24 protein-coding genes are annotated in these 22320 nt (G+C 54.8%); 19 read left to right on the top strand and 5 right to left on the bottom strand.

What is annotated here, in order from left to right:
• Positions 1–35: 35 nt before the first annotated feature.
• The 3 genes from WC903_01745 to WC903_01735 all read right to left on the bottom strand — a co-directional run bounded on the left by WC903_01745 (position 36) and on the right by WC903_01735 (position 4493).
• Positions 36–887 (bottom strand): hypothetical protein, encoded by an 852-nt coding sequence (locus tag WC903_01745; protein ID MFA5892681.1) that lies wholly within the window; start codon positions 885–887, stop codon positions 36–38.
• A gap of 132 nt (positions 888–1019) precedes the next feature.
• The gene (locus WC903_01740) at positions 1020–1880 is read right to left on the bottom strand and encodes a hypothetical protein (GenBank protein ID MFA5892680.1); all 861 of its coding nucleotides are present in this window, start codon (positions 1878–1880) and stop codon (positions 1020–1022) included.
• 63 nt (positions 1881–1943) lie between these two features.
• Entirely contained in the window at positions 1944–4493 is a 2550-nt protein-coding gene (locus tag WC903_01735; GenBank protein ID MFA5892679.1) for an EF-hand domain-containing protein, read from the bottom strand.
• Positions 4494–4760: 267 nt separating this feature from the next.
• On the opposite strand from WC903_01735, the gene WC903_01730 reads away from it, so the two are divergent.
• On the top strand, positions 4761–7751 hold the full coding sequence (locus tag WC903_01730; protein ID MFA5892678.1) for an ATP-dependent DNA helicase: 2991 nt from the start codon (positions 4761–4763) through the stop codon (positions 7749–7751).
• On the opposite strand, the gene WC903_01725 is transcribed toward WC903_01730, so the two are convergent.
• A complete protein-coding gene (locus WC903_01725) occupies positions 7748–8812 on the bottom strand; it encodes a DNA recombination protein RmuC (protein MFA5892677.1) in 1065 nt (354 codons plus the stop codon). The two genes, WC903_01730 and WC903_01725, sit on opposite strands and share 4 nt — an antisense overlap.
• Positions 8813–8884: 72 nt before the next feature.
• On the opposite strand from WC903_01725, the gene metG reads away from it, so the two are divergent.
• The 18 genes from metG (at position 8885) to WC903_01635 (ending at position 22086) form a co-directional block, all read left to right on the top strand.
• A complete protein-coding gene (metG, locus tag WC903_01720; GenBank protein ID MFA5892676.1) occupies positions 8885–9217 on the top strand; it encodes a methionine--tRNA ligase subunit beta in 333 nt (110 codons plus the stop codon).
• A 46-nt stretch (positions 9218–9263) separates the two neighbouring features.
• Positions 9264–10001, top strand: a complete 738-nt coding sequence (locus WC903_01715; protein ID MFA5892675.1) for a flagellar hook basal-body protein — start codon at positions 9264–9266, stop codon at positions 9999–10001.
• Between the two features lie 34 nt (positions 10002–10035).
• Complete coding sequence (gene flgG / locus WC903_01710; protein ID MFA5892674.1) at positions 10036–10833, top strand: flagellar basal-body rod protein FlgG; 798 nt, start codon at positions 10036–10038, stop codon at positions 10831–10833.
• Between the two features lie 122 nt (positions 10834–10955).
• Positions 10956–11639: a flagellar basal body P-ring formation chaperone FlgA gene (flgA, locus tag WC903_01705; GenBank protein ID MFA5892673.1), complete on the top strand. Its 684-nt coding sequence runs from the start codon at positions 10956–10958 to the stop codon at positions 11637–11639.
• Entirely contained in the window at positions 11636–12223 is a 588-nt protein-coding gene (locus WC903_01700; protein ID MFA5892672.1) for a flagellar basal body L-ring protein FlgH, read from the top strand. The genes flgA and WC903_01700 overlap by 4 nt, the downstream gene beginning before the upstream one ends.
• Before the next feature lie 14 nt (positions 12224–12237).
• On the top strand, positions 12238–13359 hold the full coding sequence (locus tag WC903_01695; protein ID MFA5892671.1) for a flagellar basal body P-ring protein FlgI: 1122 nt from the start codon (positions 12238–12240) through the stop codon (positions 13357–13359).
• A complete protein-coding gene (locus tag WC903_01690) occupies positions 13359–13658 on the top strand; it encodes a hypothetical protein (protein MFA5892670.1) in 300 nt (99 codons plus the stop codon). The genes WC903_01695 and WC903_01690 overlap by 1 nt, the downstream gene beginning before the upstream one ends.
• Positions 13655–14377, top strand: coding sequence for a sigma-70 family RNA polymerase sigma factor (locus tag WC903_01685; GenBank protein ID MFA5892669.1), 723 nt, complete (start codon positions 13655–13657; stop codon positions 14375–14377). The genes WC903_01690 and WC903_01685 overlap by 4 nt, the downstream gene beginning before the upstream one ends.
• A complete protein-coding gene (locus WC903_01680) occupies positions 14374–14682 on the top strand; it encodes a flagellar basal body protein (GenBank protein MFA5892668.1) in 309 nt (102 codons plus the stop codon). Before WC903_01685 ends, WC903_01680 begins: the two co-directional genes overlap by 4 nt.
• A 6-nt stretch (positions 14683–14688) precedes the next feature.
• Entirely contained in the window at positions 14689–15132 is a 444-nt protein-coding gene (gene flgC / locus WC903_01675) for a flagellar basal body rod protein FlgC (protein ID MFA5892667.1), read from the top strand.
• 14 nt (positions 15133–15146) lie between these two features.
• Complete coding sequence (locus WC903_01670; GenBank protein MFA5892666.1) at positions 15147–15518, top strand: flagellar hook-basal body complex protein FliE; 372 nt, start codon at positions 15147–15149, stop codon at positions 15516–15518.
• 22 nt (positions 15519–15540) lie between these two features.
• On the top strand, positions 15541–17079 hold the full coding sequence (fliF, locus tag WC903_01665; GenBank protein MFA5892665.1) for a flagellar basal-body MS-ring/collar protein FliF: 1539 nt from the start codon (positions 15541–15543) through the stop codon (positions 17077–17079).
• Between the two features lies 1 nt (position 17080).
• Positions 17081–17527, top strand: a complete 447-nt coding sequence (locus WC903_01660) for a hypothetical protein (GenBank protein ID MFA5892664.1) — start codon at positions 17081–17083, stop codon at positions 17525–17527.
• Between the two features lie 7 nt (positions 17528–17534).
• A complete protein-coding gene (locus WC903_01655; GenBank protein MFA5892663.1) occupies positions 17535–18218 on the top strand; it encodes a FliH/SctL family protein in 684 nt (227 codons plus the stop codon).
• Positions 18215–19531, top strand: coding sequence for a flagellar protein export ATPase FliI (gene fliI / locus WC903_01650; GenBank protein MFA5892662.1), 1317 nt, complete (start codon positions 18215–18217; stop codon positions 19529–19531). The genes WC903_01655 and fliI overlap by 4 nt, the downstream gene beginning before the upstream one ends.
• Before the next feature lie 11 nt (positions 19532–19542).
• Positions 19543–20016 carry a flagellar export protein FliJ gene (gene fliJ / locus WC903_01645; protein ID MFA5892661.1) on the top strand — a complete coding sequence of 158 codons (474 nt, stop codon included), beginning with the start codon at positions 19543–19545 and terminating at the stop codon, positions 20014–20016.
• Positions 20017–20233: 217 nt separating this feature from the next.
• Positions 20234–20749, top strand: coding sequence for a phosphodiester glycosidase family protein (locus WC903_01640; protein MFA5892660.1), 516 nt, complete (start codon positions 20234–20236; stop codon positions 20747–20749).
• A 65-nt stretch (positions 20750–20814) separates the two neighbouring features.
• Entirely contained in the window at positions 20815–22086 is a 1272-nt protein-coding gene (locus WC903_01635; protein MFA5892659.1) for a hypothetical protein, read from the top strand.
• Here the strand turns inward: WC903_01635 and rpmB are convergent.
• Positions 22072–22272, bottom strand: a complete 201-nt coding sequence (gene rpmB, locus WC903_01630) for a 50S ribosomal protein L28 (protein MFA5892658.1) — start codon at positions 22270–22272, stop codon at positions 22072–22074. The genes WC903_01635 and rpmB overlap by 15 nt on opposite strands.
• Positions 22273–22320: the final 48 nt, after the last annotated feature.

Genomic DNA, 22320 nt, shown 5'->3' with positions numbered 1-22320 from the left:
ATATTTGTTGGTATAAAGCCAAAAAAACAAGTAAACTAAGGACAGTTGGGCCTTTGTTCGGCGGAATAGCTGATCGGTTGCTGGGACGGCGGTAAAATTATTATGACGCGGTTGTCAACCTTAACGACATTGACGCCTTTAGTGGGAACGTAGCTGCCGTAATCGTCGAGGCCGATATATCTCTTATCCTCAATTTTTTCAAGCAGATTCCCGTGATAGATGTCTACTTCCAAATATTCCGAAGGGGAAAAGAGTTGGCCAAAGCTGTGTTCTTCTTCGCCGGGCAAAGGAGTAACATTATTTTGCCGCGCGCCGTTATAAGCTGTAAGCGGAATATCTTTGGTTCTTGATTCAATGGTCAGTTCTCGCAGAGCTTTCAGGGTATTTTCCTTAACGATCCGGGAGAGTTCCTCATCATTTTTGCCGGCCGTCCTTTTAATCACGTACTCCTCCGGCGTGCTGACATTCGTGCCGTAGAGCATGACCCCCGAGTCCCTGGCTATTTGCAGGAATTTTATCGTCCCGCAATAATCGATAGACATGACATTGGTCAGCCAGCGGTCGAGCAGGGAATTCGGCTCAATTTTGCCCGTTTGATTGAACTGGTTGATCTGCTCCCGTGAGCCGTAGGGGAGTAATTCGGTCAAAAGGGTGGTGCGGCCAAACGCCGGCAGGATAGGAATGACTTTGGCCGCGAAAATTTCGGCGGTCGAAACGAGGGTCGACGGATCTTTTTTGTGAATTTCGCCGACAGCCAGAACACATTTTGGGCAGTTGGCCATGATCGGCAGAATGGCTGATTGGAGGTCGCTATAATGCAGTATGGGGAAAGCCGTTACAATGTTTTTTTCTTCCGGAACATTCACCGGCTCTGGCCGATTTATCACTACGGGCCTGTCGGCCGTCAAACAGCCGGCCAATTTTATGGCAATCGGAATGGCTGCTAAAGGAAAATAACGTCTAACTAGTCTTGTTATGGTCACGTTTAGTTGTCGGAGCGTTGGCGGAGAAATTTCAGCCTATTGGCGGGGCAGGATGAAGACGTATCGGTTTTCCCGGGGATAATGAACTTGAGTTACGCCGTCCTTCGGCACGTAAGTTTTCCAGTTGTTCACCCTAACGATCTCGTCCGTAAAGTCGTCGAAGAATTCCGGAATAATGATGTCCAGCTCAAGATAATTTATGTCAGCTCTTCGTGAAAATTCGGCCCCATAATTATATGGTTCCCAGCCAGCCAGCGGAGCAGTGTCATTATGAATGTAGCCGTTGATCGCTACGACGCTAAGGCCGCGGGCGACCAGGCGGTCGATCGTGTCGCGTGAGCGCTGATTGATCAGAGGACCACGGCTTGCCACATAGGGATAGGCATCCTTCTCGGCCTGATCAATAAGATTTGAGCCGAACAGGATAAACCCGTATTGCCGGACTGACGCCATGAATTCATCCAGGCCTTGATTTTCAGAAAAAATGTTCAACCATTTTGCGAGCTGTTCATCATACCGTCCGGTTTTCTTATATGTCTCAATAGATTGATGGGCTTCATTACCAAACTGCAGATATTCCCAGACAATTATGCGGCTGTTGAATTCGGCCAGCCCCGGCAATATTTCCCGGGCGATGTGCTGGTTGGTCGAATGTCCAGCGCGAGTTTCGCCGTGCGCGCCGCCAATCGCCAGAACAAATGGTTTGCGCCGGCTTTCCGCCGCCAGCCGCGCCATTAGCGGGCGAAAGGCCGCGGCGATATTGGCGTGATGAGAAATGACGGGGCCGGGGTTGATTTCGGCAGCGGCAGGGATTAGTTTTGACGGCCTGTTCGTTTGAGAACAGGCGACTTGGGAAAGTGTCAGCAATAACGGTAGTATTCTGGTTGTTTTAAACATAAACGGCAAGTTAAATTCGCCGTTTAGTTGTCGCAGTTAATAGTTAAGAATTTCAGTAAATAATTATTTTCTGGTGATGTTGTAGGTGACAGTGCAAACCAAGCCATTATCGATGTTGGTTATTTTGTTGCTGCCTGATCCAGATTCTTTTGTGAATGAATCAACTTTCAGGGTCGGGCCAACTTCTTTCAATAAGTGAGAGCCTAGTTCACGGCCGAGAGTCGCGGCTTGAGGAGAATTGATCGGCCGACCGCGATCGTCAAGAAAAGAGATTCTGGCCTCTCTGACCGTAAGCTGATCTTTGTTGCCGGCGATCTCGCTGGCGTTCGAGATAATAGTTACCTTGATATTGATTTTATTGTTGGGGGCAAGGCCCAGAAGACGATTAAAATTCGTCCCGGTCGTTCTCCATTGTTCGGTTTTGGCGGCGATGGTGCGGTAAGCGCTTTGCGGACCAGATCCAGACCCGCCGACCGGAACAGTAACCTGCGGGGGAGTAATTTCTATCGAGCTGAGTTCTCCTCCGCCCGTATTGCCAATCCCGGCTAGACCGGTGCCGGCACGTGTTCCTGATGCGGTTTCTATTTTCTCGCCATGTCCATTAGTCAGGCCGATAGTATTGCCGGTGGATAATGAGAACGTTGCGCTTGGATTGTCTATCGGTCCATCGCCATAACCGGCCACTTTAATTTTGTCGGAAAATTTAATGGTGCAGTTGTTGCCGCTGACAACAATCTCACTGATCCGGAGGGAGCCGCGCGTTGCGCCGAAGTCCGACGGCCAAATATTGGTCGAAATAAAACCGTCAAATTTCTTATCCATTCCGTCGCCAAACTTTTGATTGATTTCGTCCAAACTAATATTATCTTTTGGTATCGCGTCGGTTTGACCCGCAATATTTCTGAAGGTTAGACGGCCGTCTTTCCAGTCGGGTGTTTGAATTGCCTGGCCGGCGGTTTTAGCCCCCGCCACTGTCAGGTTTGACGGAGGAGCGGCTTTGGGCTTTTGCTGAGCGATATTTGTTGGTTGAACAGGTTGTTTCACTGCCGGCTTAACTGGCCTGGCCCAATCCCAGTTATTTGAAGCAACATAAGTCTTCGATGATTGTGAGGCTGCCGGTAGTGGGCTGTTCCCCCAGCGGGCCAGAGGTCCGTCCTGATGGAAATAAGGATTATTAGAAAACTCGTCCTTTTTGTCCTTTGGCTGTGCCTTGGCTACACTGTTTGGCTTGACCTGATTTTTCGGCTGCGCATTTTGCGGCGCCAGCTTTGGCGCTTCCGCCATTCTTGCCGGGGACGAAGGAAGCTTGGCCCCTTCATCAACAGCCGTTGACGGTTTGTTTTCGGCTGTTTTAATAGCTTTATTTTCGTTTGTTTCCCTGATCAAGCTGGTGCGCTTTGGATCGGTAGAGACCCTGATCTCCGGATTTAATACCGGTTCGGCAACGACAGGATTTTCCGCTGAATCGTTCCGGAGTTCAACCATTTTGATTTCTTCGTCGGTGGGTTCGACCAGCTTGGCTGTGACCGAAGTAACAGGTTTTGGTTTGGCAGCAGCGACTACCGCCGGCTCGTTATGGCGAAAATCATAGGATTTTAAAATGCGGCCTTCGGGCGTTGTAACTTTTGCCAGCTGATTGCTGCCCTTGTTATATTCAATAACCGAACCCGCCATTAAAGGTTCGCCGTTGATAGTTGTATCAGCAGCCAGCCGGCCACGCAACACTTGACCGTTGTCGTATAAAGCGACGCCTTGCTTATAATCAACGCCGTTGATCGAGACGATTTTCTTGTCCGGAATATCGATACGGCCGATCGGCCGCCGGTCGGTGCCGTCATCACCGGGGATGGCCGATACTTTTGCCCCTTCGGGCAGGGTGATCTTTTGGCCCCCTAATTCAATTTCTGTCGCGGCGGCCAGGGTATATTCATAGTAACCGCCCGGAGTTAAATGGAACTCGGTTACCTGCACGGGTTGTTTGCGCATTAGAGCTTCAAACGGGGCCTTGGAACTTACCGTTACGACTTTACTTGCTTCATCGCGCGTGATCTCCGCAATTCCGTTAAGCTCAAGCTTGCCTTTCCCAAACTTAACTGACTCGTCACCCGTATATCCCTTCTCAACCTTGCCGTTGGGATGATATGAAACTTCGTAGTCGACGGCGTAATTGATGCCGTCGATCTTGGTATCTTTGGCGAGGAAACCGCTTTTAACCTGACCATTGGCATATAATTGCAATCCTTCCTGATTATATTGTTTGCCGTTCACAGTAATGGAGCCGTCCGGATTGACTTTGGCGTTGCGCAGAAAATTCCTGGTCCCTTCGGGGGTCAAGTTCTGGGCGGAGGCGAGCTCTGCGGTAGTAAATATTTTTGGTTTTGAGATCGAAACCGAGTCTTTGTTTATTGTCGACTCAAGATCGAAAAGAGAAATGCTGTCGCTGTTACCATCTTTGGCCGCGACGGCGTCGAATTCTTTTGCCATTCCGGCTTTTTGGGCTTCGGCTCTATCGATCTTGCCGTCGCCATTCTTATCCATCTCTTTGAACTTCTGGACAAGAGCCATATTTGATTTCACATATTTTAATGAATCAGACTGGATCTGATTTGCCATTTTTTCTCCTCCTATCAACAAAAAATCCGCCTTCGGCGGACCTGTTTTTTTCGGGCTTATTTATGATAAAAATGACACGATCAGGAACAGGCAAACTGAAAGGTCATATAGACGACTCTCATCTATATTATCGGGGAATGAGGGGTAAAACTTGTGTCCGAACTCACCCCCCCCGTCCCCCCTCTCTTAGTAAGAGAGGGGGGGGCTTGCCTAGCTATAGCGGGGGTGAGTTATGGGCTACGGAAGGTGAGGTGGTATAATACCCCCATGCCAAGCACCGACATCCTCTCTGGTTTGAATTCCGATCAACTTCAGGCCGTTACCCATAAAAAAGGTCCTCTTTTAATAATTGCCGGGGCCGGCACCGGCAAAACGACCGTAATTTCCCGGCGGATCGCTTGGCTGATCGAGCAAAAACTGGCTAACCCCGGAGAGATACTCGCGCTGACCTTTACCGATAAAGCGGCCGAGGAGATGGAGTCGCGGGTCGATCTGCTGGTCCCCTACGGTTATATCGACGTTAATATCGCGACCTTCCACGCTTTTGGCGACCGGGTCTTGCGCGATCACGCTATCGACCTTGGCTTGAGCCCCGATTACCGGGTCCTCTCCCAGGCGGAGCAGGTCATTTTCTTCCGCGAACACATTTTTGAGTTCCCGCTCAAACATTACAAGTCGTTGTCCGACCCGACCAAACATGTCGAAGCTTTGCTCGGGGTCATTAGCCGGGCTAAGGATGAAGATATTGGTCCGGAGGAGTATCTGCGCTGGGCGAAGAAGAAGGGTACCAGGTACCAGGTACCAGGTATCAGTGGCCGGAGAGAGCAATTGGAAGTTGCCAAAGTTTATAAAAAGTATCAGGAGTTGAAGCTGAAGCACGGGTTGGTTGATTTTGGCGACCAGGTCAATCTTGTTTTAAAACTTTTTCGCGATAACCCGGCGATCCGGAAAGAGTACCAGGGACGTTACAAGTTCATCCTGGTCGACGAGTTCCAGGATACGAATTACGCCCAGTTCGAGCTGTTGAAGCTTTTAGCGGGAAAGCGGGCCAATATTACGGTCGTTGGCGACGATGACCAGTCGATCTATAAATTTAGGGGCGCCGCGATCTCCAATATCCTTAATTTTGAGAAGATCTACAAAAAATGTTCTAAAGTCGTCTTGACCGATAACTACCGCTCGACCCAGGCGATCCTCGATGCCGCCCGCCGCCTGATCCGGCATAACGATCCGGAGCGGCTGGAAGTCAAGTCGGGAATTGATAAGAGATTGGTTTCAATGTTGGAACCTGCGAGTGAACCTCGCGGTTCCAACAAGTTGAGGAACCGAGACGTTCAGTCTCAGGTTCCGAAACAGATTCTGCCGCTCCACAAGCACTTCGATCGGGTGCAGTCGGAGGCCGACTGGGTCGCCAAGACGATCAAGGAGAAATTCGACAAGGGAGAATATAAGTTAAGCGACTTTGCCATCCTCGTCAGGTCAAACGCCGACGCCGAGCCGTTCCGCCAGTCGCTGAATATGCTCGGGCTCCCGCACCAGTTCTCGGGCGGGGGAGGGTTGTATGTTTTTCCGGAGATCAAAATGGCGGTCTCGTTCCTCCGGGTGATCGGCGACCTGGCCGATTCCGTTTCGCTCTATGAACTGGCCCTCTCCGAAGTCTATCGGCTTGGTCCGTTGGATTTGCAGAAGATCAGCACCTTTGCCAAGCGGCGCAATTACACTTTGCACCATGCCTTTACGCATCTGGGGGAGTCGCGAGTGGCGGGTTCCGAGTTCCAGGTTCTGTCGGACATAAATGAAGGAACTTTAGCGGCCGTCGCCAAGATCATGGAGGATATTCGGCACTACCTTGATTTCGCCAGGGGGAAGAGTACCGGTGAGCTCCTGTATCATTTTCTGAAGCAGTCGGGCTACCTGGCTAAACTGGCTCGCGAGGAGAAGGACGACCGGATCAGGAACCTGGCCCGCTTTTTCGAGAAAGTGCGTGAGTTCAAAGCGGTGGCCGAGGTTGACCGGGTGGCCGAGTTCGTCCAGTATCTTAACATCCTGAAAGAGTCGGGGGATGATCCGGCCTCCGCCCAGCCCGATAGCGACGTTGACGCGGTCAATGTCCTGACGGCCCATAAGGCCAAGGGCCTGGAGTTTCCGGTCGTCTTTATGGTCTGCCTGGTCGGGGATAAATTCCCGGTCCGTTCCCGCCGCCAGCCGATCGAATTGCCGGACGAGTTGATCAAAGAAGAAGTTCCGCCGGGTGATGTGCATTTATTGGAAGAGCGCCGGTTGTGCTATGTCGGGATGACGCGGGCCAGGCGGGAACTATATTTTACTTCGGCGGTCGATTACGGCGGCAAACGGGGGAGAAAGGTTTCCCGCTTTGTCCTGGAAGCGCTCGACCTGCCGCTGGCGGACATAACCATGCTCAAGAGCCCCGTTCTCGACCAGATCGAGCTCTTTTCCGGCGCGGGCCCGTTACCGGCGTCGGCCAAGCCGCGGTCACCTGACGCGGTCGTCTTGCTTTCCCACTACCAGATCGAAGATTACCTGACCTGTCCGCTGAAATACAAATATGTCCACGTCCTGCGCGTGCCGCTTCTCCCCAACCACCAGATAATCTTCGGTTCAGCCGTTCACCAAGCGGTCCAGGCTTATTTCAGCGCGAAACTGAACAAGAAGAAGCTGCCCCTCAAAGAGTTGCTGGCGGTTTTTAAGCGGAATTGGTCGTCGGAGGGTTTTATCTCCCGGGAGCATGAGACGCAGCGTTACGCCAGCGGCGTGGCCGCTTTGACCCGCTTTTTTAAGACTGAACCAAAACGAGGACGGCGACCGATCGCGGTCGAGGATGAATTTGCCGTAGTCGAAGATAAGATCCAGTTGAAGGGACGTTACGATCTAGTGGAACAGGGACCAGGGGCCAGGGACCAGGTACCTGGGGGAATTTACATTGTTGATTTTAAGACGACTGAAGTAAGGGAACAGGCGCAGGCGGACAAGAAGGTCAAGTCAAGCCGGCAGTTGGCGATCTACGCGCTCGCCTGGCAAAAGAAACATGGGCGGCTGCCGGAGAAACTGGAGCTGAATTTCATCGAGAGCGGGCTGGTCGGTTCGCTCACGCCGAACGCCAAATCGCTGGCCAAGGTTTGGGCGGAGATCAAGCAGGTGGCTGACGGGATCCGCGCGGCCGATTGGCACGCTACTCCCGGCTATCGCGCCTGCGGTTATTGCCCGTATCGGGAGATCTGCCCAAGCGCGGCGAATTAGGGGTTAGGGAGAAGTGGAGTCTCCGAATGAACCTCGAGCGTATCAAGCTTGTCGCCGAACTTGGTCAGCCGTTTGTCGGTTGATTCGAAACTGACCGATAGGTTCTTTAAATGGGTCCTCATTTTTTCGAAATCTTCCAGGACCTTCATGTAATCACCGGCCAGCTGGGACATCTTTTTCAATATTTCCTGCGCCTGCGCCTCGACCTTCATCCCTTTCAGGCCGAGCAGGATGGTCTGCAGGTAGCCGTAAAAAGAGTTGGGTGAGACCGGGTAGATCTTGTTCTCCAGCGCGTAGCGGAAGACCCCCTTGTCGTCGTCGATGTTCTCGTCCTTGACGATGATCTCGTAATAGACGTTCTCGGCGGGGATATACATCAGGGCGAAATCGGAGGTCCCTTCTTCCGGCAGGATATATTTTTTCCTGATCGCGTCAATATGTTTCTTGACGTCGCGGATAAATTGCTTTTTGGCGGCCAGCTTGTCGCTGTCGGTCTCCGCTTCGACTATCTTCTTGAAGTTCTCCAGCGGGAATTTGGAGTCGATCGGGATGATGAGGTTCTTTAACTTAATGATGGCGTCGACCGTCTCCCGGCTGTTAAAGCGATATTGCAGTTCATAATAGGGGGCGGGGAGGATCTGGCTTAACAGGTCGCTTAAAAAGAGCTCCCCCATGCCGCCGCGCAGTTTAGGCGCTTTCATGATCTCTTCCAGCGAGGAGATGCTCTGGGCGAGCTCGGTCACTTTCTTGGTCGATTCCTGGACCTCGCCGAGCCGTCCGTAAACGTCCTTGATCGCCTTGGCGGCGTTATCAAGGCGGGCGTTGGTGTTCTTGTCGAGGTTTTGGATGGTCTGGACGAAATCGGTGTTGACCTTCTGCAGGATCGTCTGGTTATCGGAGTAAAGTTTGGTCACGGAGCCGCGGATCTCTTCCATCTGTTTCTGGATCATGTCGATCGCCCGGTCGTTTTGCGGCGCCCCGTTCAACCCGTTCAGTTTCAGGACGACGAAAGCGACGACGGCCAGGGTCAGGGCGGAGAGAATGATGGCGATCATTTCCATGGCTGAAATTATATCACGACTGTTGTATAATTAATATCAGATGTAAATTCAGTATAAACCGAGGAGGAAAATGTGGACAACATCACTTATGACGATTTTAAGAAACTCGACTTGCGTCTGGGCGAGATCAAGACGGTCGAAGCGATCGAAGGGGCGGATAAGATCTATAAGCTGACCGTTGACCTGGGGGAGGAGACGCGCACTTTGGTCGCCGGGATCAAGCTTTTTTACGCGCCGGAGGAATTGCTGGGGAAAAAGATCGTCGTTTTGGCCAACCTTGAACCGCGGGCCATCCGGGGGGTTGAGTCGCGCGGCATGCTGCTAGCGGCCGCCAATGAAGACAAAAGCCAGGTCGTTGTTCTAACGATCGATAAAGAACTGCCGAACGGCGGAAAAATTTCTTAATTTATCGATTGACAATGGGGCTATTCAAGAATATAATTTTTTCACAATGACCGACCGCATTTTGGAGATCGGAAGTGCCGGCTTAGAGTCAACTGACCAGCGCGTCCGGAAACTAATGGACAACATGGTCAACGCCGATATCCCCGGCTATAAAAAATCGGAAGCGGTCATCCGTGGTTTTCCTCTGGAACTCGAATCCGCCACTCAACGGCTCGGTCCGGTCCGGCCGCAGGTCGAAAGTTCCCATTACAGCAACCTCCCGGGCGCGCTGGTCAAGACCGGCGGCAAGCTTGACGTCGCCCTGGGCACCGACGGATATTTTGTTATCTCCGGTCCCTGGGGCGACGGCTATACCCGCGACGGCCGCTTTCAACTCGATAAGGACGGCCGGATCATCACTCTCGCCGGCAATTATCCGGTGCTGGGGCAGTCCGGCCCGCTGGTCGTGACCCCGGGTGCCGACGTGGAGATAACCCAGGACGGCGAGGTCCGGGTTGACCGGGTCGTCGTTGATAAACTGCGGGTCATCAATCCGGAGCAAGCGGATGCCTTAACCCCCCTTAATGGCTCCATATTTAAGCGGAGCGAGGCCGCTTCCGGACTGCAGGAAGTGGAAAACCCGAGGGTCATCCAAGGTTACGTTGAGTCATCGAATGTAAATGTCATCGACCAGATGATGGAGATGATCATGGTCGAGCGGACCTACAACGTTAACGCGAAGATCATCTCGACCCGGGACGCTAACCTGTCCCGGGCGATGGAGATGGGACGGCCGACTCAATAGTTCCGCGCTAGGCTTAGGGTAAAAGGAGGATAAAATGTTCCAACCGCTTTATGTCGCGGCGACCGGCCTCTCGGCGATGCAGGATGAGATCCTGAACATTACCAATAACCTGGCCAACGCCAAAACGGTCGCTTTCAAGAAGTCGCGCGCGGAGATGGAGAGCCTCTTTTTTGTCGAGAAGAGTTTCAAGGATACGCTTAGTGACGCGATGTCGGGGATAGACCAGCCGCCGGTCAATGTTGAGCACGGCACCGGGGTTCGCGTCGCCGCCACCCCCAAGGATTTTTCCCAGGGGGCGATCGAGGTGACCAATAATGCCCTTGACCTGGCCATCCAGGGGGAGGGATTTTTTCAAGTGAAAATGGCCGACGGGACGATGGCCTACAGCCGGGCCGGCAACTTTCATCTGGACAATGAGCGGAACATAGTTGACCCGAACGGCCGGATGCTCGAACCGGCCATCCAGATACCGGAGGGGACGACCTCGGTCGTTATCCGGCAGGATGGGACGATCCTCGTCTCGATCGACAACGCGACCGAACAGAACGAGGTCGGCCAGCTGGCTTTGGCCAGGTTCACCAATCCGGCCGGCTTGCGTTCGCTGGGCCAAAATTTATATACGGCGACCGAGGCCTCGGGTGATCCGGCGATCAGTGCGCCGAACCAATCCGGTTACGGCTCGGTCAACCAGTTCTCGGTCGAACAGAGCAACGTCGACGTTATTTCGGAAATGATGAAGATGGTCATGGTCCAGAGGGTCTTTGATACCGTGACCAAAGCGGTCTCGAGCTATGAAGGGATGCTGGCCAAGCTGGAGCAGATGAAACAATAAACGTGAACAACTTCAAACTTCAAACTTCAAACATCCAAACAAATACCAAATCTAAAAATACAATATCCAAACCTATTGTCATTTGCCTTTTGGTTCTTGCCTTTTGTTTTGAGGTTGGAGGTTTGAGGTTGGAGGTTAATGCCGCTAGGGCGTTAGATAACCCGGAAGCCAAGGTTACGGCGGTCATCAAGGAGTTTATCCTGGCCAAAAATCCGGCCTGGTCGCCAACCGAGATCAAAGTGACCTATAAAACGGCCGCCAAGACCTTTGCCCAGTTAGCCGACCTCCCGGCTGACGCCCAGTTCAAGATATTGGAGGCTTATCCCGAATTCAAACCGGCCGGCAATGTTATTTTTCCCTTGCAGGCGACCTCCGTCACCGGCAGCGTCAAGTTCCTCCTCCGGGCCAAGGTCGAGGTCCTCAAGCCGATAGCGGCGGCCGCGAAACTTATTAAAAAAGGACAAAAGATCGAGGCCGCTGATTTGAGCTGGGTAGAGCGCGATGTCGCCCTCCTGCCGCAAAAATATTTTATCGCCCCGGAGCAGTTGCAGGCGCTGGAAGCCAAGATCGCTATTCCCGAGAACAGTACCATTTTTGAGTGGATGGTCGGCCCGCCGCCCTTGGTGCGCGGCGGCCAGGAAGTGATACTGGTCGCGAACGCGGCCGGGTTGACGGTCAAGGCGAGAGGCCAGGCCCTGTCCGACGGCTACCTTGACGAGCTGATCCAGGTCAAACGTCTCGACGCCAACAAAGTACTCAAAGGGAAGGTCATTTCAGCGGCGGAAGTAGAGGTGAATGTCGAATGAAAAAGTTTTTGGCCGTAAGCTGTCTGCTGTTGATCGTCAGCGGCGCGGTTCTGGCTGACGCGATCTGGAACGAGAACAGCGCGTCCCCGTATTCGACCCAAAAAGCTTACAAGGTCGGCGACATTATCAACATCATCATCCTGGAAAGCTCGAGCGCGAAGAACCTGGCGGGGACCACGTCGAACGTCAAGGATGATTTGAGCGCCAAATTGACCCACACCCTGCAGCGCCTGACCCCGATCATCGGCGCCAATACCCAGGTGAGCGGCGCGGTCTCTAACCGCTATGCCGGCGACGGGGCGACCAGCCGGGGGAGCAATGTGACCGCCCGGATCGCGGCCTGGGTGACCGAGGTGCTGCCGAACGGCAACCTGGCGATCAAAGGTGTCCACAAAGTGGAAGTCAATGATGAAATGCAGGCGATCGGCCTGACTGGGACGGTCCGGCCCAAAGATATCAGCGGGGCCAACACCATCTACTCTTATCAGGTCGCTAATGCCAACTTGATGGTCAAGGGGACCGGCGCGGTCGGCGACGCCAGCGCTCCGGGCTGGTTGACCAGGATATTCAATTGGCTTTTCTAACGAAAGGAATGAACATGCGTGAGTTTTTCGCTAATGGCTGGCGACTGGCGGTCGTTAGTTGTTTGTTGTTAATTGTTAGTTCTTCCGCGGCTTTTGCCGCGGCGCCGCCGGCCCGGCTTAAAGATATCGCTTTTATCCTGGGGGCGAGAGAGAACCAGCTGATGGGTTTCGGCCTGGTCGTCGGCCTCAATAATACCGGCGACAAGAGCCAGACCGGCTTTACCCAGCAGGCTTTGACCAACTTGCTTTCCCGCATGGGGGTCGTGCCGCAATCGATCGATTTCAAGTCGCGTAACGTGGCGGCCGTGATGGTGACGGCAGTTCTCCCTCCGTTCGCCAAGCCTGGCCAAAAACTCGACGTCACCGTCTCTTCGGTCGGCGACTCGATCTCACTGCAAGGGGGGACCTTGCTGATCACGCCGTTGCAGGGGGCTGATGACCAGATCTACTCTGTCGCCCAGGGAAGCCTGCTGGTCGGGGTCGATCCGGGTTCGCCCAGCGTCCCCTATGCCAAGCAGCGCCAGGTCACGGTCGGACGGATCCCGGGCGGGGCTCTGGTCGAAAAAGAAGTCCCTGTTACCCTGGTCGGCAAGGGGGGCGTGACCATTGTCCTCAACAGCGCCGACTTTACCACGGCCAACCGGGTGGTGGCGGCGGTCAAGCGGGCCGGACTGGACGCGACCGCCACGGATGGCGGGACCATCGTCGTCCCTTACGCCGGCGAGGATACCGTCGCCCTGATCTCGCGGCTGGAGAACCTGACCGTGACCCCTGATACCATCGCCAAGATCGTGATCAACGAGCGGACCGGGACGATCGTCATCGGGGAGAATGTCTCGATCGCGCCGGTCGCCGTGACCTATGGCGGGATCGACGTCTACATCAGCAATATCTCGCTCTTTTCCCAGGGGACGGGCGATTTCGACGCGCCGCAGGATGATGTGACCTATCATGCTTCCAGCCAGGCGAAGTTGAAGAGGAAAGAGGGACAACTCAAGGTGATCCCGGCGGCACCGACCCTCTCCAGACTGGTCCGGGCCTTGAACGCGATCGGCGCTTCACCGAAAGACCTGGTCGCCATCATCCAGGCGATGAAAAGAGCCGGGGCGATCAAAGCTGAATTGGAGGTCATCTGATGGTTGAACAGATCAACCCGCTGGTCCATTCGGCCAGCAGTTACGCCCAACTCCTGCCGGCGGCCAGGACGGCGGCCGGGGCAAGGGCCCAGAACGAGTTCATGGCGATCTTTTACAAAGAAATGCTGAAACAAGTCTTTAAAACGCCGAACTTGAGCCCGCTGAGCGAAGAAGACCAGACCAATTTTGCCTCGAACCTGAACCAAGATATGCTGATCGACCAGTTGGCCGAACAGATGGCCAAAACGGCGATCGCCAGCCAGGCCTGGCCCGCCTCCAGGGAAGGATTTGCCCAGTGACGAAACCTCCAGCCAAAACAATAAAAGTTGTGACGACGCACGGTTCGGTCGAAGCGTACCTGCCGCTCGTCCATTCGATCGCTTCCATGGTTTCCGGCAAGGGGTTGCCGCCCAACATCGAGTATGATGACCTGGTGTCCGACGGGACGGTCGGCTTGATGAAGGCCTGGGATAACTTTGACCCGAAGCGGGGCGTTAAGTTCGAGACCTATGCCTCTTACCGGGTCAGAGGCGAGATACTCGACGGCTTGAAGAACTATAACCCGGTGCCGTACCGGGTCCAGGTGATGGTCCGCGATCTGGCCAAAAGAGGGGTCAAGTCGGTCACCAGCCGCAAAGACCAGGAGGACGATGAGTTCCTGGCGAAAAAAGAACTGTCAGAAGAAGAGTTCAAGCACGCCCTCAAGCGGATCAAAAAGATCGTTTCCGCTTCGGCGCTAATGTACTTACTGTCGATCGAGGAGATGGGGGCGACCGGGGTGGAGCCGCAGGTGACGGGTGATGTTACTCCGGAATCGGAAGCCGATTTCAGCGAGCTGAAAGAGCGGATCCGCGGCGCGGTCTTCGACCTGCCGCCGCTGCAGCGCCAGGTTGTTGAGCTCTTTTTCCATAAAGGGGTCAACCAGAAGACCATCGCGGAGAAGTTGAACCTTTCCCGGCCCAAGGTCTGCCGCGTCCTGGCCAAGGCGATCGAAGGATTGAAAAAGAAGGTAAAATGACGGTTAACCCGGTCGGTTTATTTGACGAGACGTTCGGTAACCTGGAAAAAGCGATGACGGTCGCGACCAGGCGGCAGGCCGTCCTGGCCGATAATATCGCCAATGCCAAGACCCCCGGCTACCGGCCGAAAGATTTTGACTCGGAGTTGATGCAAGCGGTCGAGCGGCAGGACCAGAAGCAGGTCAACCTGGAGCAGGAAATGGCTTTATTGACGGAAAACTCGGTCAAATATTCGGCCTATCTGAAGATGATGACGGGGAAGTTAGGCCTACTTAAGTCGATCGTGACGCAGGGAAGGAGGTAGTGAGCCATGGGTCTTGACCAAGCCCTGGAGATCAGCGTTTCCGGAGTAGAGGCCCAGCGCCGGACCATGGAATTGATCTCTTCCAACATAGCTAATATCAGCACGACCAGGACGATCTATGGCGGACCCTATCGCCGGCGGATCGCCCTTCTCTCGGAGAAACCGCTCTCCTTCAAGGATGAGCTGGCCCGGGCGGAGGGGAAACTGGCCCCCGGCCTAAGCGGAGGCGGGGTTTCCGTGCTGGATGTGGTCGAGGACCAGACTGCTTTCCAGAAGGTTTACAATCCCGGCCATCCCGACGCCGATCCCCAGGGGAATGTGCTGATGCCGAACGTCAACATGGCGACCGAAATGGTCGACATGGTCTATGTCTCAAAACTTTACGAGGCGAACATAACCGCCTTTAACGCGACCAAGAAGATGATGCAGGACACGTTACAATTACAGTAGTCAGGAGGGGTTAAATGGTGCAAGCGATCGGCCCGATCAACGCAGATCTGAGATTGGCCCAATTGTTGGGGGACGGTGACCTTTTGGCCCAGGCGCCACCCTCGGTCGGCTGGCCGACGCCGGCTGCCCCGCCCGCCGCCACCAAGACGGAATTCAGCGGCAACGCTTTTGACGACATGCTGGCCCGGGCGATCGACTCGTTGAACGATATCAGCAAGACAGAGGCTTATGCCAACCAGCTGATCGACAAGTATACCCGGGGACAGGCGGAGCTCCAGGATGTGATGGTCGCCCAGGCCAAGATGACCGTGGCGACCCAGTTGGCGGTCACGACCGTGAATGCGGCCGTCAACACGCTCAAAGAGATCACCCAGATGCAGATCTAATCTTATTGTGAAAGGATGAACCATGGCGGAACCAGGCGGTTTTGACCTGCGCCGATTATTGCTGACGGCCGGGGTGTTGGCTGTGGTCATTTTTTCGGTCCTCTTCTTTATTTTTCGCAGCTGCGCCCCCGGCGGGCCGACGGCGAGAAAACCCGGTTATACCGTCATCTATTCCAACCTGGAATTAAAAGATGCCGCCAATGTTATTACCCGCCTTAAAGAATTGGACATCCAGTACGAGATCAGGGACGACGGGCGCGCCATTGCCGTGCAAAAAGAAAAGGCCGATTTGGCGCGCATGGGCCTGGCCGAGAAGAACTTGCCGACCGGCGGCTCTGTCGGCTGGGAGATCTTCAATGAGGCGCGGCTCGGCGCGACCGATTTTGACCGGCGGATCCAGCTGATCAGGGCGATCTCCGGTGAACTGGGCCGGACCATCCGCCAGATCAAAGGGGTCGATGATTGCCGGGTCCAGGTGGTCATCCCGGAAACCAAACTTTTTGCCGCCACCACGGCGCCGGTGACCGCGGCGGTCTTGCTCCGGCTTCGCCCCGGTTTTGTCCTGGCGCCGGAAAAGATCAACGGGATCGTTTACCTGGTGGCCAGCAGTGTGGAGAACCTCCAACCGGAGAATGTTACCGTGGTCGACGACACCGGCCGGATCCTGACCGTCCGCCCGATGGTGCCGATCGCCAAGCCGGCCGCCATGGCGCCGCCGCCGGCCGAGAGCCTGGCGGAGATGGTCACCCCGGAAACACCGGCCAACGCGCCGGAGATCATTCTGACCAAGGTCCGGCCGGTCAGTCCGGAAGTCACGGTCGCCAAGACCGGGCCGGTCAACATTACCGCCGAAGCGCAGGCCAGGCTGGAGGCGAAACTGACCCAACTGGCGACCCTCTCGGCCGAAGAAAGGATCATCCTCAAGGTCCAGACCAAGAAAGAACTGGAACAGGATCTCTCCGGCAAGGCGCAGGAACTGGTCAACCGTTTCTATCCAATTAACAGCATCATTGTCAAAGTGGCCCTCGACGTCAAACCGGCCAAGGATAACGAGCTCAAATCGAAAGAGCTGAAAGTCAAGCGGGTCAACGCCATCGTCCTGATCGACAACCGCGTCGATTTCAGCGCGAACTTGAAGATGGCGACCTTCTCGACTATCGCGGCCGCCATCGGTTATAACAAGAAACGCGGCGACAAGATAATCATCCAGCGGGTGCCGTTCCACCTGGCGACGCCGGCGCCGGAGATCGTGATCAAGAACCCGATCAGGCCGGCCGGGGTGGCCACGCCCGCGGCGCCGGGCCGCGGATTATCTTTCCTGACCTTTCGCCGGATCGTTTGGTTGAGCGGCGGCCTGGTCGTCTTGATCATTTTTGTCTGGCTGGCCGCGGCTTGGCGCCGCGGGCGTTCTTCCAGCCAAGCGGCGCTTTCCGCGCCGAGCGTGGCCGCTCCGGAAGGGGCCCCGGGGCCGCGTGGCGGAAAGCTTGAGCAAATGCGGACCATGGCGGAGAATAATCCTGAACAGATCGCCGAACTTATGAAAAAATGGTTGAGTGAATAATATGGTATTGACCGGCCGGGAAAAAGCGACGATCTTCCTCTCGATCCTGGGGGCGGATGTCTCCTCCCGGATCTTGCGCTATTTGCCGGGCGAGCTGGCCGACCTGATCGCCTCCGGGATAAACCACCTGCCGACCCCATCGCCGGAAGCGCTGGCGGAGGTGATGGGGGAGTTCCACTCTTTTCTCGCCCTGCCGGAGAGGCGCACTGAAGCTTTGCCGCGGCCGGTCGCCCCGGTCAGGTCATACGGCGTCTTGATGTACGAGCGGCCGCAGGTCGCCGCCTTCCTGATCTCCTTGCTCCCGGACGAAGAGCGTCCCGCCGCGCTCGGCGCGATCCCGCGCGAGCGGCAGGTAGTGGAAGAACTTATTCTTAACCTGAAAGAAACCTCCCTCCGCCCCAAGCTTGAGGCCAGAATGCGGTCAATGTTCGCGGGGAAATTATTTTAATTAATTTATGGGACTGATCAAGCGCGACCAACTGGAAGAGCGGGGAGTGCTCGTTATCGAGCGCGCCCCGGTTGAGCTTCCCAAGCGGGAGCACCGCGTCGCCCCGGTGGCGGCCACGCTGGCCGGGATCACGGCTGATGACCTCCCCAGGGCCAAAAGCGAAGCGCAGAAACTGATCGAGGATGCTTATAACGAGGCGAACGAACTGCGCGAGCAGGCCAAGGAAGAAGGGCGCCTGGCGGGCCGGGAAGAAGCCGCCTCCCGGATCGAGGAAGCGCTGGCCACTTTAAATGCCGCGGTCACGGAGCGCAAAAAGATCATCAAAGACGCGGAGAGCGAGCTTCTCCGCCTCTCCCTCAAGATCGCCGAACAGATCATCCGCTCCGAGGTCTCCATGCACCGCGACGTGACGCTCAATATCGTTTCCGAAGCGATCAGCCGCGTTTCCGACCGGGAACAGATCATTGTCCGGGTCAATCGCGAAGACGCCGAATACATCAAGCGCTACAAGGACCGCCTCTCCGGGATGCTCGACGGCGTCAAGAGTTTTTCCGTGATCGAAGATGCCAACATCGAGCCGGGCGGCTGCGTCATTGAGACCAACCTCGGCTTTATCGACGCCCGCATCGCGACCAAACTGCGCTCGATCGAAGAAGTGCTCCAGAAGGTCAACTCGGAAGAGACGGCATGAGCCCGGCGCTCGATCTCGGTAAATACCAACGCGCGGTGGAAAAAGCCGAAATGGTCAAGGTGATCGGCAAGGTCGTCCAGGTGGTTGGGCTGATCATCGAGGCGCAGGTCGGCGGCGTCTCCGTTGGCGACCTCTGCAGTATCCGCATCGAAAAAGAAAACCGCGATTCTTTTGCCGAAGTGGTCGGTTTCAAGGAGAACCGCGTCCTGCTGATGCCGCTCGGTTCCACCTCCGGGATCTCGCCCGGCTCCCAGGTCGTCCCCGCCGGACACCCCTTAAAAGTGAGGGTCGGCTGGGACCTGCTGGGCCGGATCTTAGGCGGGCTGGGGGAGCCGATCGACGGCAAAGGGTCGCTGGTCGGCGAAACCGATTATCCGCTCGATGCCAATCCCCCCGATCCGGTCAAACGGCCCCGCGTGACCGAAGTGATGCGGGTCGGTATCCGGGCGATCGACGGCTTGTTGACGATCGGCCGCGGCCAGCGGATCGGTATTTTTGCCGGTTCGGGTGTCGGCAAATCGACCGTTATGGGGATGATCGCCCGCAATGCCGAGGCGCAGGTCAACGTGATCTGCCTGGTCGGCGAGCGCGGCCGCGAAGTGCGCGATTTTATCGAAGAATCGCTGGGCGAGGAAGGTTTGCGCAAGTCGGTGGTTATTGTGGCAACCTCCGATCAGCCGCCGCTGATCAGGATGAAGGCGGCCTTTGTGGCGACGGCGATCGCCGAGTTCTACCGCGACTCCGGCAAACACGTCATTTTGATGATGGATTCGGTCACCCGTTTTGCCATGTCCCAGCGCGACATTGGCCTGGCGGCCGGCGAACCGCCGACGACCAAAGGTTATACCCCGTCGGTCTTTGCCTTGCTCCCCCGGCTGATGGAACGCTCCGGCACTTCGGAAGCGGGGAGCATCACCGCTTTTTACACTATCCTGGTCGAAGGGGACGATTTCAACGAGCCGATCGCCGACCATGCCCGGTCGATCCTCGACGGCCATATTATCCTCTCGCGCGACCTGGCGGCCCGCAACCACTATCCGGCGATCGACGTGCCGCCCAGCGTCTCCAGAATTATGACCAACCTGGTTTCCGACGAGCAAAAGGCGGCGGCCGGCAAACTGCGCGAAGTACTGGCGCGCTACGCCGAGGCCGAGGACCTGATCAATATCGGGGCTTACGTCAAAGGGAGCAATCCGAAGATCGATTATGCCCTCTCCAAGATCGACCAGGTGAACGATTTCCTGAAGCAGGGGACCTTTGAACAAGTCCCCTTTGAGGACACGGTCAATCGCCTGCTGGCAATTTTCCATTAGGAGCATGACCCATGGCTAAACCAAAACCTGGCAAGAAATTTAAATACGACCTCACGGCCGTCCTGAAAGTGCGCGAGATCAAGGAGCGCAAAGAACAGGAGAAATTCGCCGAAAAGAACCAGGCCTACGTCAAGGAGAAAGAGCAGGAGGCCAAACTGGCGGCTGAGAAGCGCGGCAAGGAAGAGGACCTGCGCAACGTTTTCCGGAAAGGGCCGATCTCTGATTTTTCCAAGGTGATGCGCCGCCGCGCCCACCTTGACGTGCTGAAAGACGATCTTGACCAGCAAGTCGAGCGGGTGATCGAGGCGAGCAAGAAGCTGGAAGAGCAACGGGTCCACCTGGTCGAGGCGATGAAGGACAAGAAGATCATGGAGAAGCACAAGGAAAAAAAGTTGGAAGAATACAAGAAGATCATGAACGATCTAGAGACGAAGTTCATGGACGAGATCGCGACGCAAAGATTTAAGCGCGGGAAAGTAGACTGAAATCTTTAAGCTTACCAGAAGATAATAAACCAGCAGGCTTATGATCGAAAACATCCTATTATTAACGGCCCCTTTGCTTAGGCAATACTCCCGGCCCCCCGCTAGCCGGCTGGATCTGGAAGAGGGTACTATACAGGGCGTTAATTATGAGCACGCTACAGTTTCTCCGGTAAACATTTCAATCAGCGTGATTGAATCGCCCCAATTACAAAGCAATATGCAGTGCCAAAAAACCTGCCTGATCGTTAACGGCGGTTTTTTTGAGCCGGACGGATCGCCGACCGGCTTGTTGATCGAGGGCGGCAGACAGCGGGCCCCCTTATCCAATCGGGCTTTGATGTCCGGGACATTTATGGTCAAAAACGGGCTGTTTCAAATGATAAGGTCGGGTGATTATATTGCCGATCCCGGCATTTCTTTTGCAGTCCAAAATGGACCAATGCTGGTTGAGCCCGGCCCAAGATTCGGCATCGTCAGAAACGACCTGAACAGGCAGCCGAGAACGATCATCGCCCTTGATCGGGCCGGTTGCGCTCATCTAGTTGTATTAAAAACGCCCGTTTCCTTATTCGTCAGTCAGTATATTGTTGCCAGAGTGGTGAGAAATATCAGTTACGCCCTCAACCTTGACGGGGGGCCCTCGTCTTATATTTATTATAATGACGGCAAAAAACAAGTATCATTTGGCGACCCAACTATCCCCGCTTATTTCATAAAGATCGCCCTCCAATAACCCAACAATTGTTGGGAACGCAAGAAAAAGCGCTCCAATATCGATAATATTGGTAGAGGTGCGCTATGGGTGACACCCAGTTTTCACTGTTAACTTTAGCTTTAGATGCTTATGTTCTCGCCCGCAACAGCAATGTTAACGTTCAGGCTGAAATCGAGCGAGTAAACAACCGTATTAATCAGCCCCGTACGGAAGCCAAAATCGAGCCTTCGGGCGCTCTGGAGCGGCTGGAGCGGCTGGAGCGGTCGGAAGTCGCCCGAATTAATAATCTTTTGCCCAGCCAGTCAAATACCCGGCAAAATTTAACGATTTTAGCGGAAATTTTCAAAAAAGCGATCGAGAAGAATGACCAGTCATTGGCCCGGGAGTGCCAGTTGACCGCCGTCAAATATGTCGCGTTTATTTACGAAAAATTAAACCCGGAGCCATTTGCCGATACCGCTGCCTCGTTAGGTATCCATATTCCAAACAAAATTTCCAGATCAAAAAAAGCTGGCCATATCGCTTCTCAAATTTATTATAATCCCAGTCACGCGCTGGGAAAAATTATGGAAAATGTCGGCAAGGGCGGCCATCGGCCGGAGTATATTTCGGGCAGTGTAGAGCTGACTGCAACTGGCAACCGGTTGAGCGGCGGCGTGGAAAACTTTGCTTTGCACTTGAACAACGAAAAGATCGGCGAAGTCCTGATGGTCCCGCCGGAGGCCGCGGTTTCCGCCAGTTACCTGGTTTACGATCAGCAGGATTATACCGGCTATGACTATGGCGAAAGCACCAAAGATTTTATTTTGTTTTCCTCGGCCAATTATGCCTCCGATTTTGTCGATAATATTCCGGCCACTTTATCGATCGTCAACGGCAAACCGCGCAATCTTTTCCTGGCGCCGCAAATGCACGGTTTGGTAACGATAGATAACGGCCGGCCGAAGATAAATAATATCAAGCTTCAACCGCCTCTGCCGATCATCAGTGCCGCACTGGCGCCGGGAAGCAGTGTTTCCATGTTCCAGACAAACCTGATCGTCGACGGCGGCCAGAATCTCGTTCCCGATAAGGAATCAAGCCCCAGCCGCGACCGGCGCCGGGTTCTCCTGACTGGTGGAGAGGGGCAGTATGGGATTGTACAGGTAAACTCCTATGTCGATTTATTCGAGCTGGGGAGCATTGTTGCGAAATTGCCCAACGTCGGTTCGGCCGTTAATCTTGATACAGGCGGTTGCGACCTGGCGGGTTACCGTACGACCGGCGGCGGTTTTGTCTGGCTGGGAGATAAAGAAGCAAAGACGATCACTTTGTTCGGGATCAAGAGTAATGAAAAGAGATTAGCCGCGCGCTAAAGCTTTTTGGACCTTCCCCGCTTTCAGGCATTTGGTGCAGACGTTCTCTTTCCGTCTTTTCCCCTCGACCAGGATGTTGATTGACTGCAGATTAGGCTTGAACAACCGGATGGTCTTGTGGTTGGAATGCGAGACCGTGTGGCCGACGATCGGTTTTTTAGCGCAGATAAAACACTTTCGACTCATAATGTTACCATTTTAGAATATTTCTCTCATAATGTCAAATCCCCCCTC

This window comes from Candidatus Margulisiibacteriota bacterium, assembly GCA_041658645.1.
Lineage (GTDB): Bacteria > Margulisbacteria > WOR-1 > O2-12-FULL-45-9 > XYB2-FULL-48-7 > JBAZZV01.
The sequence above is the reverse complement of the archived record's forward strand: the minus strand, read 5'-3'. Positions and strand labels throughout refer to the sequence as shown.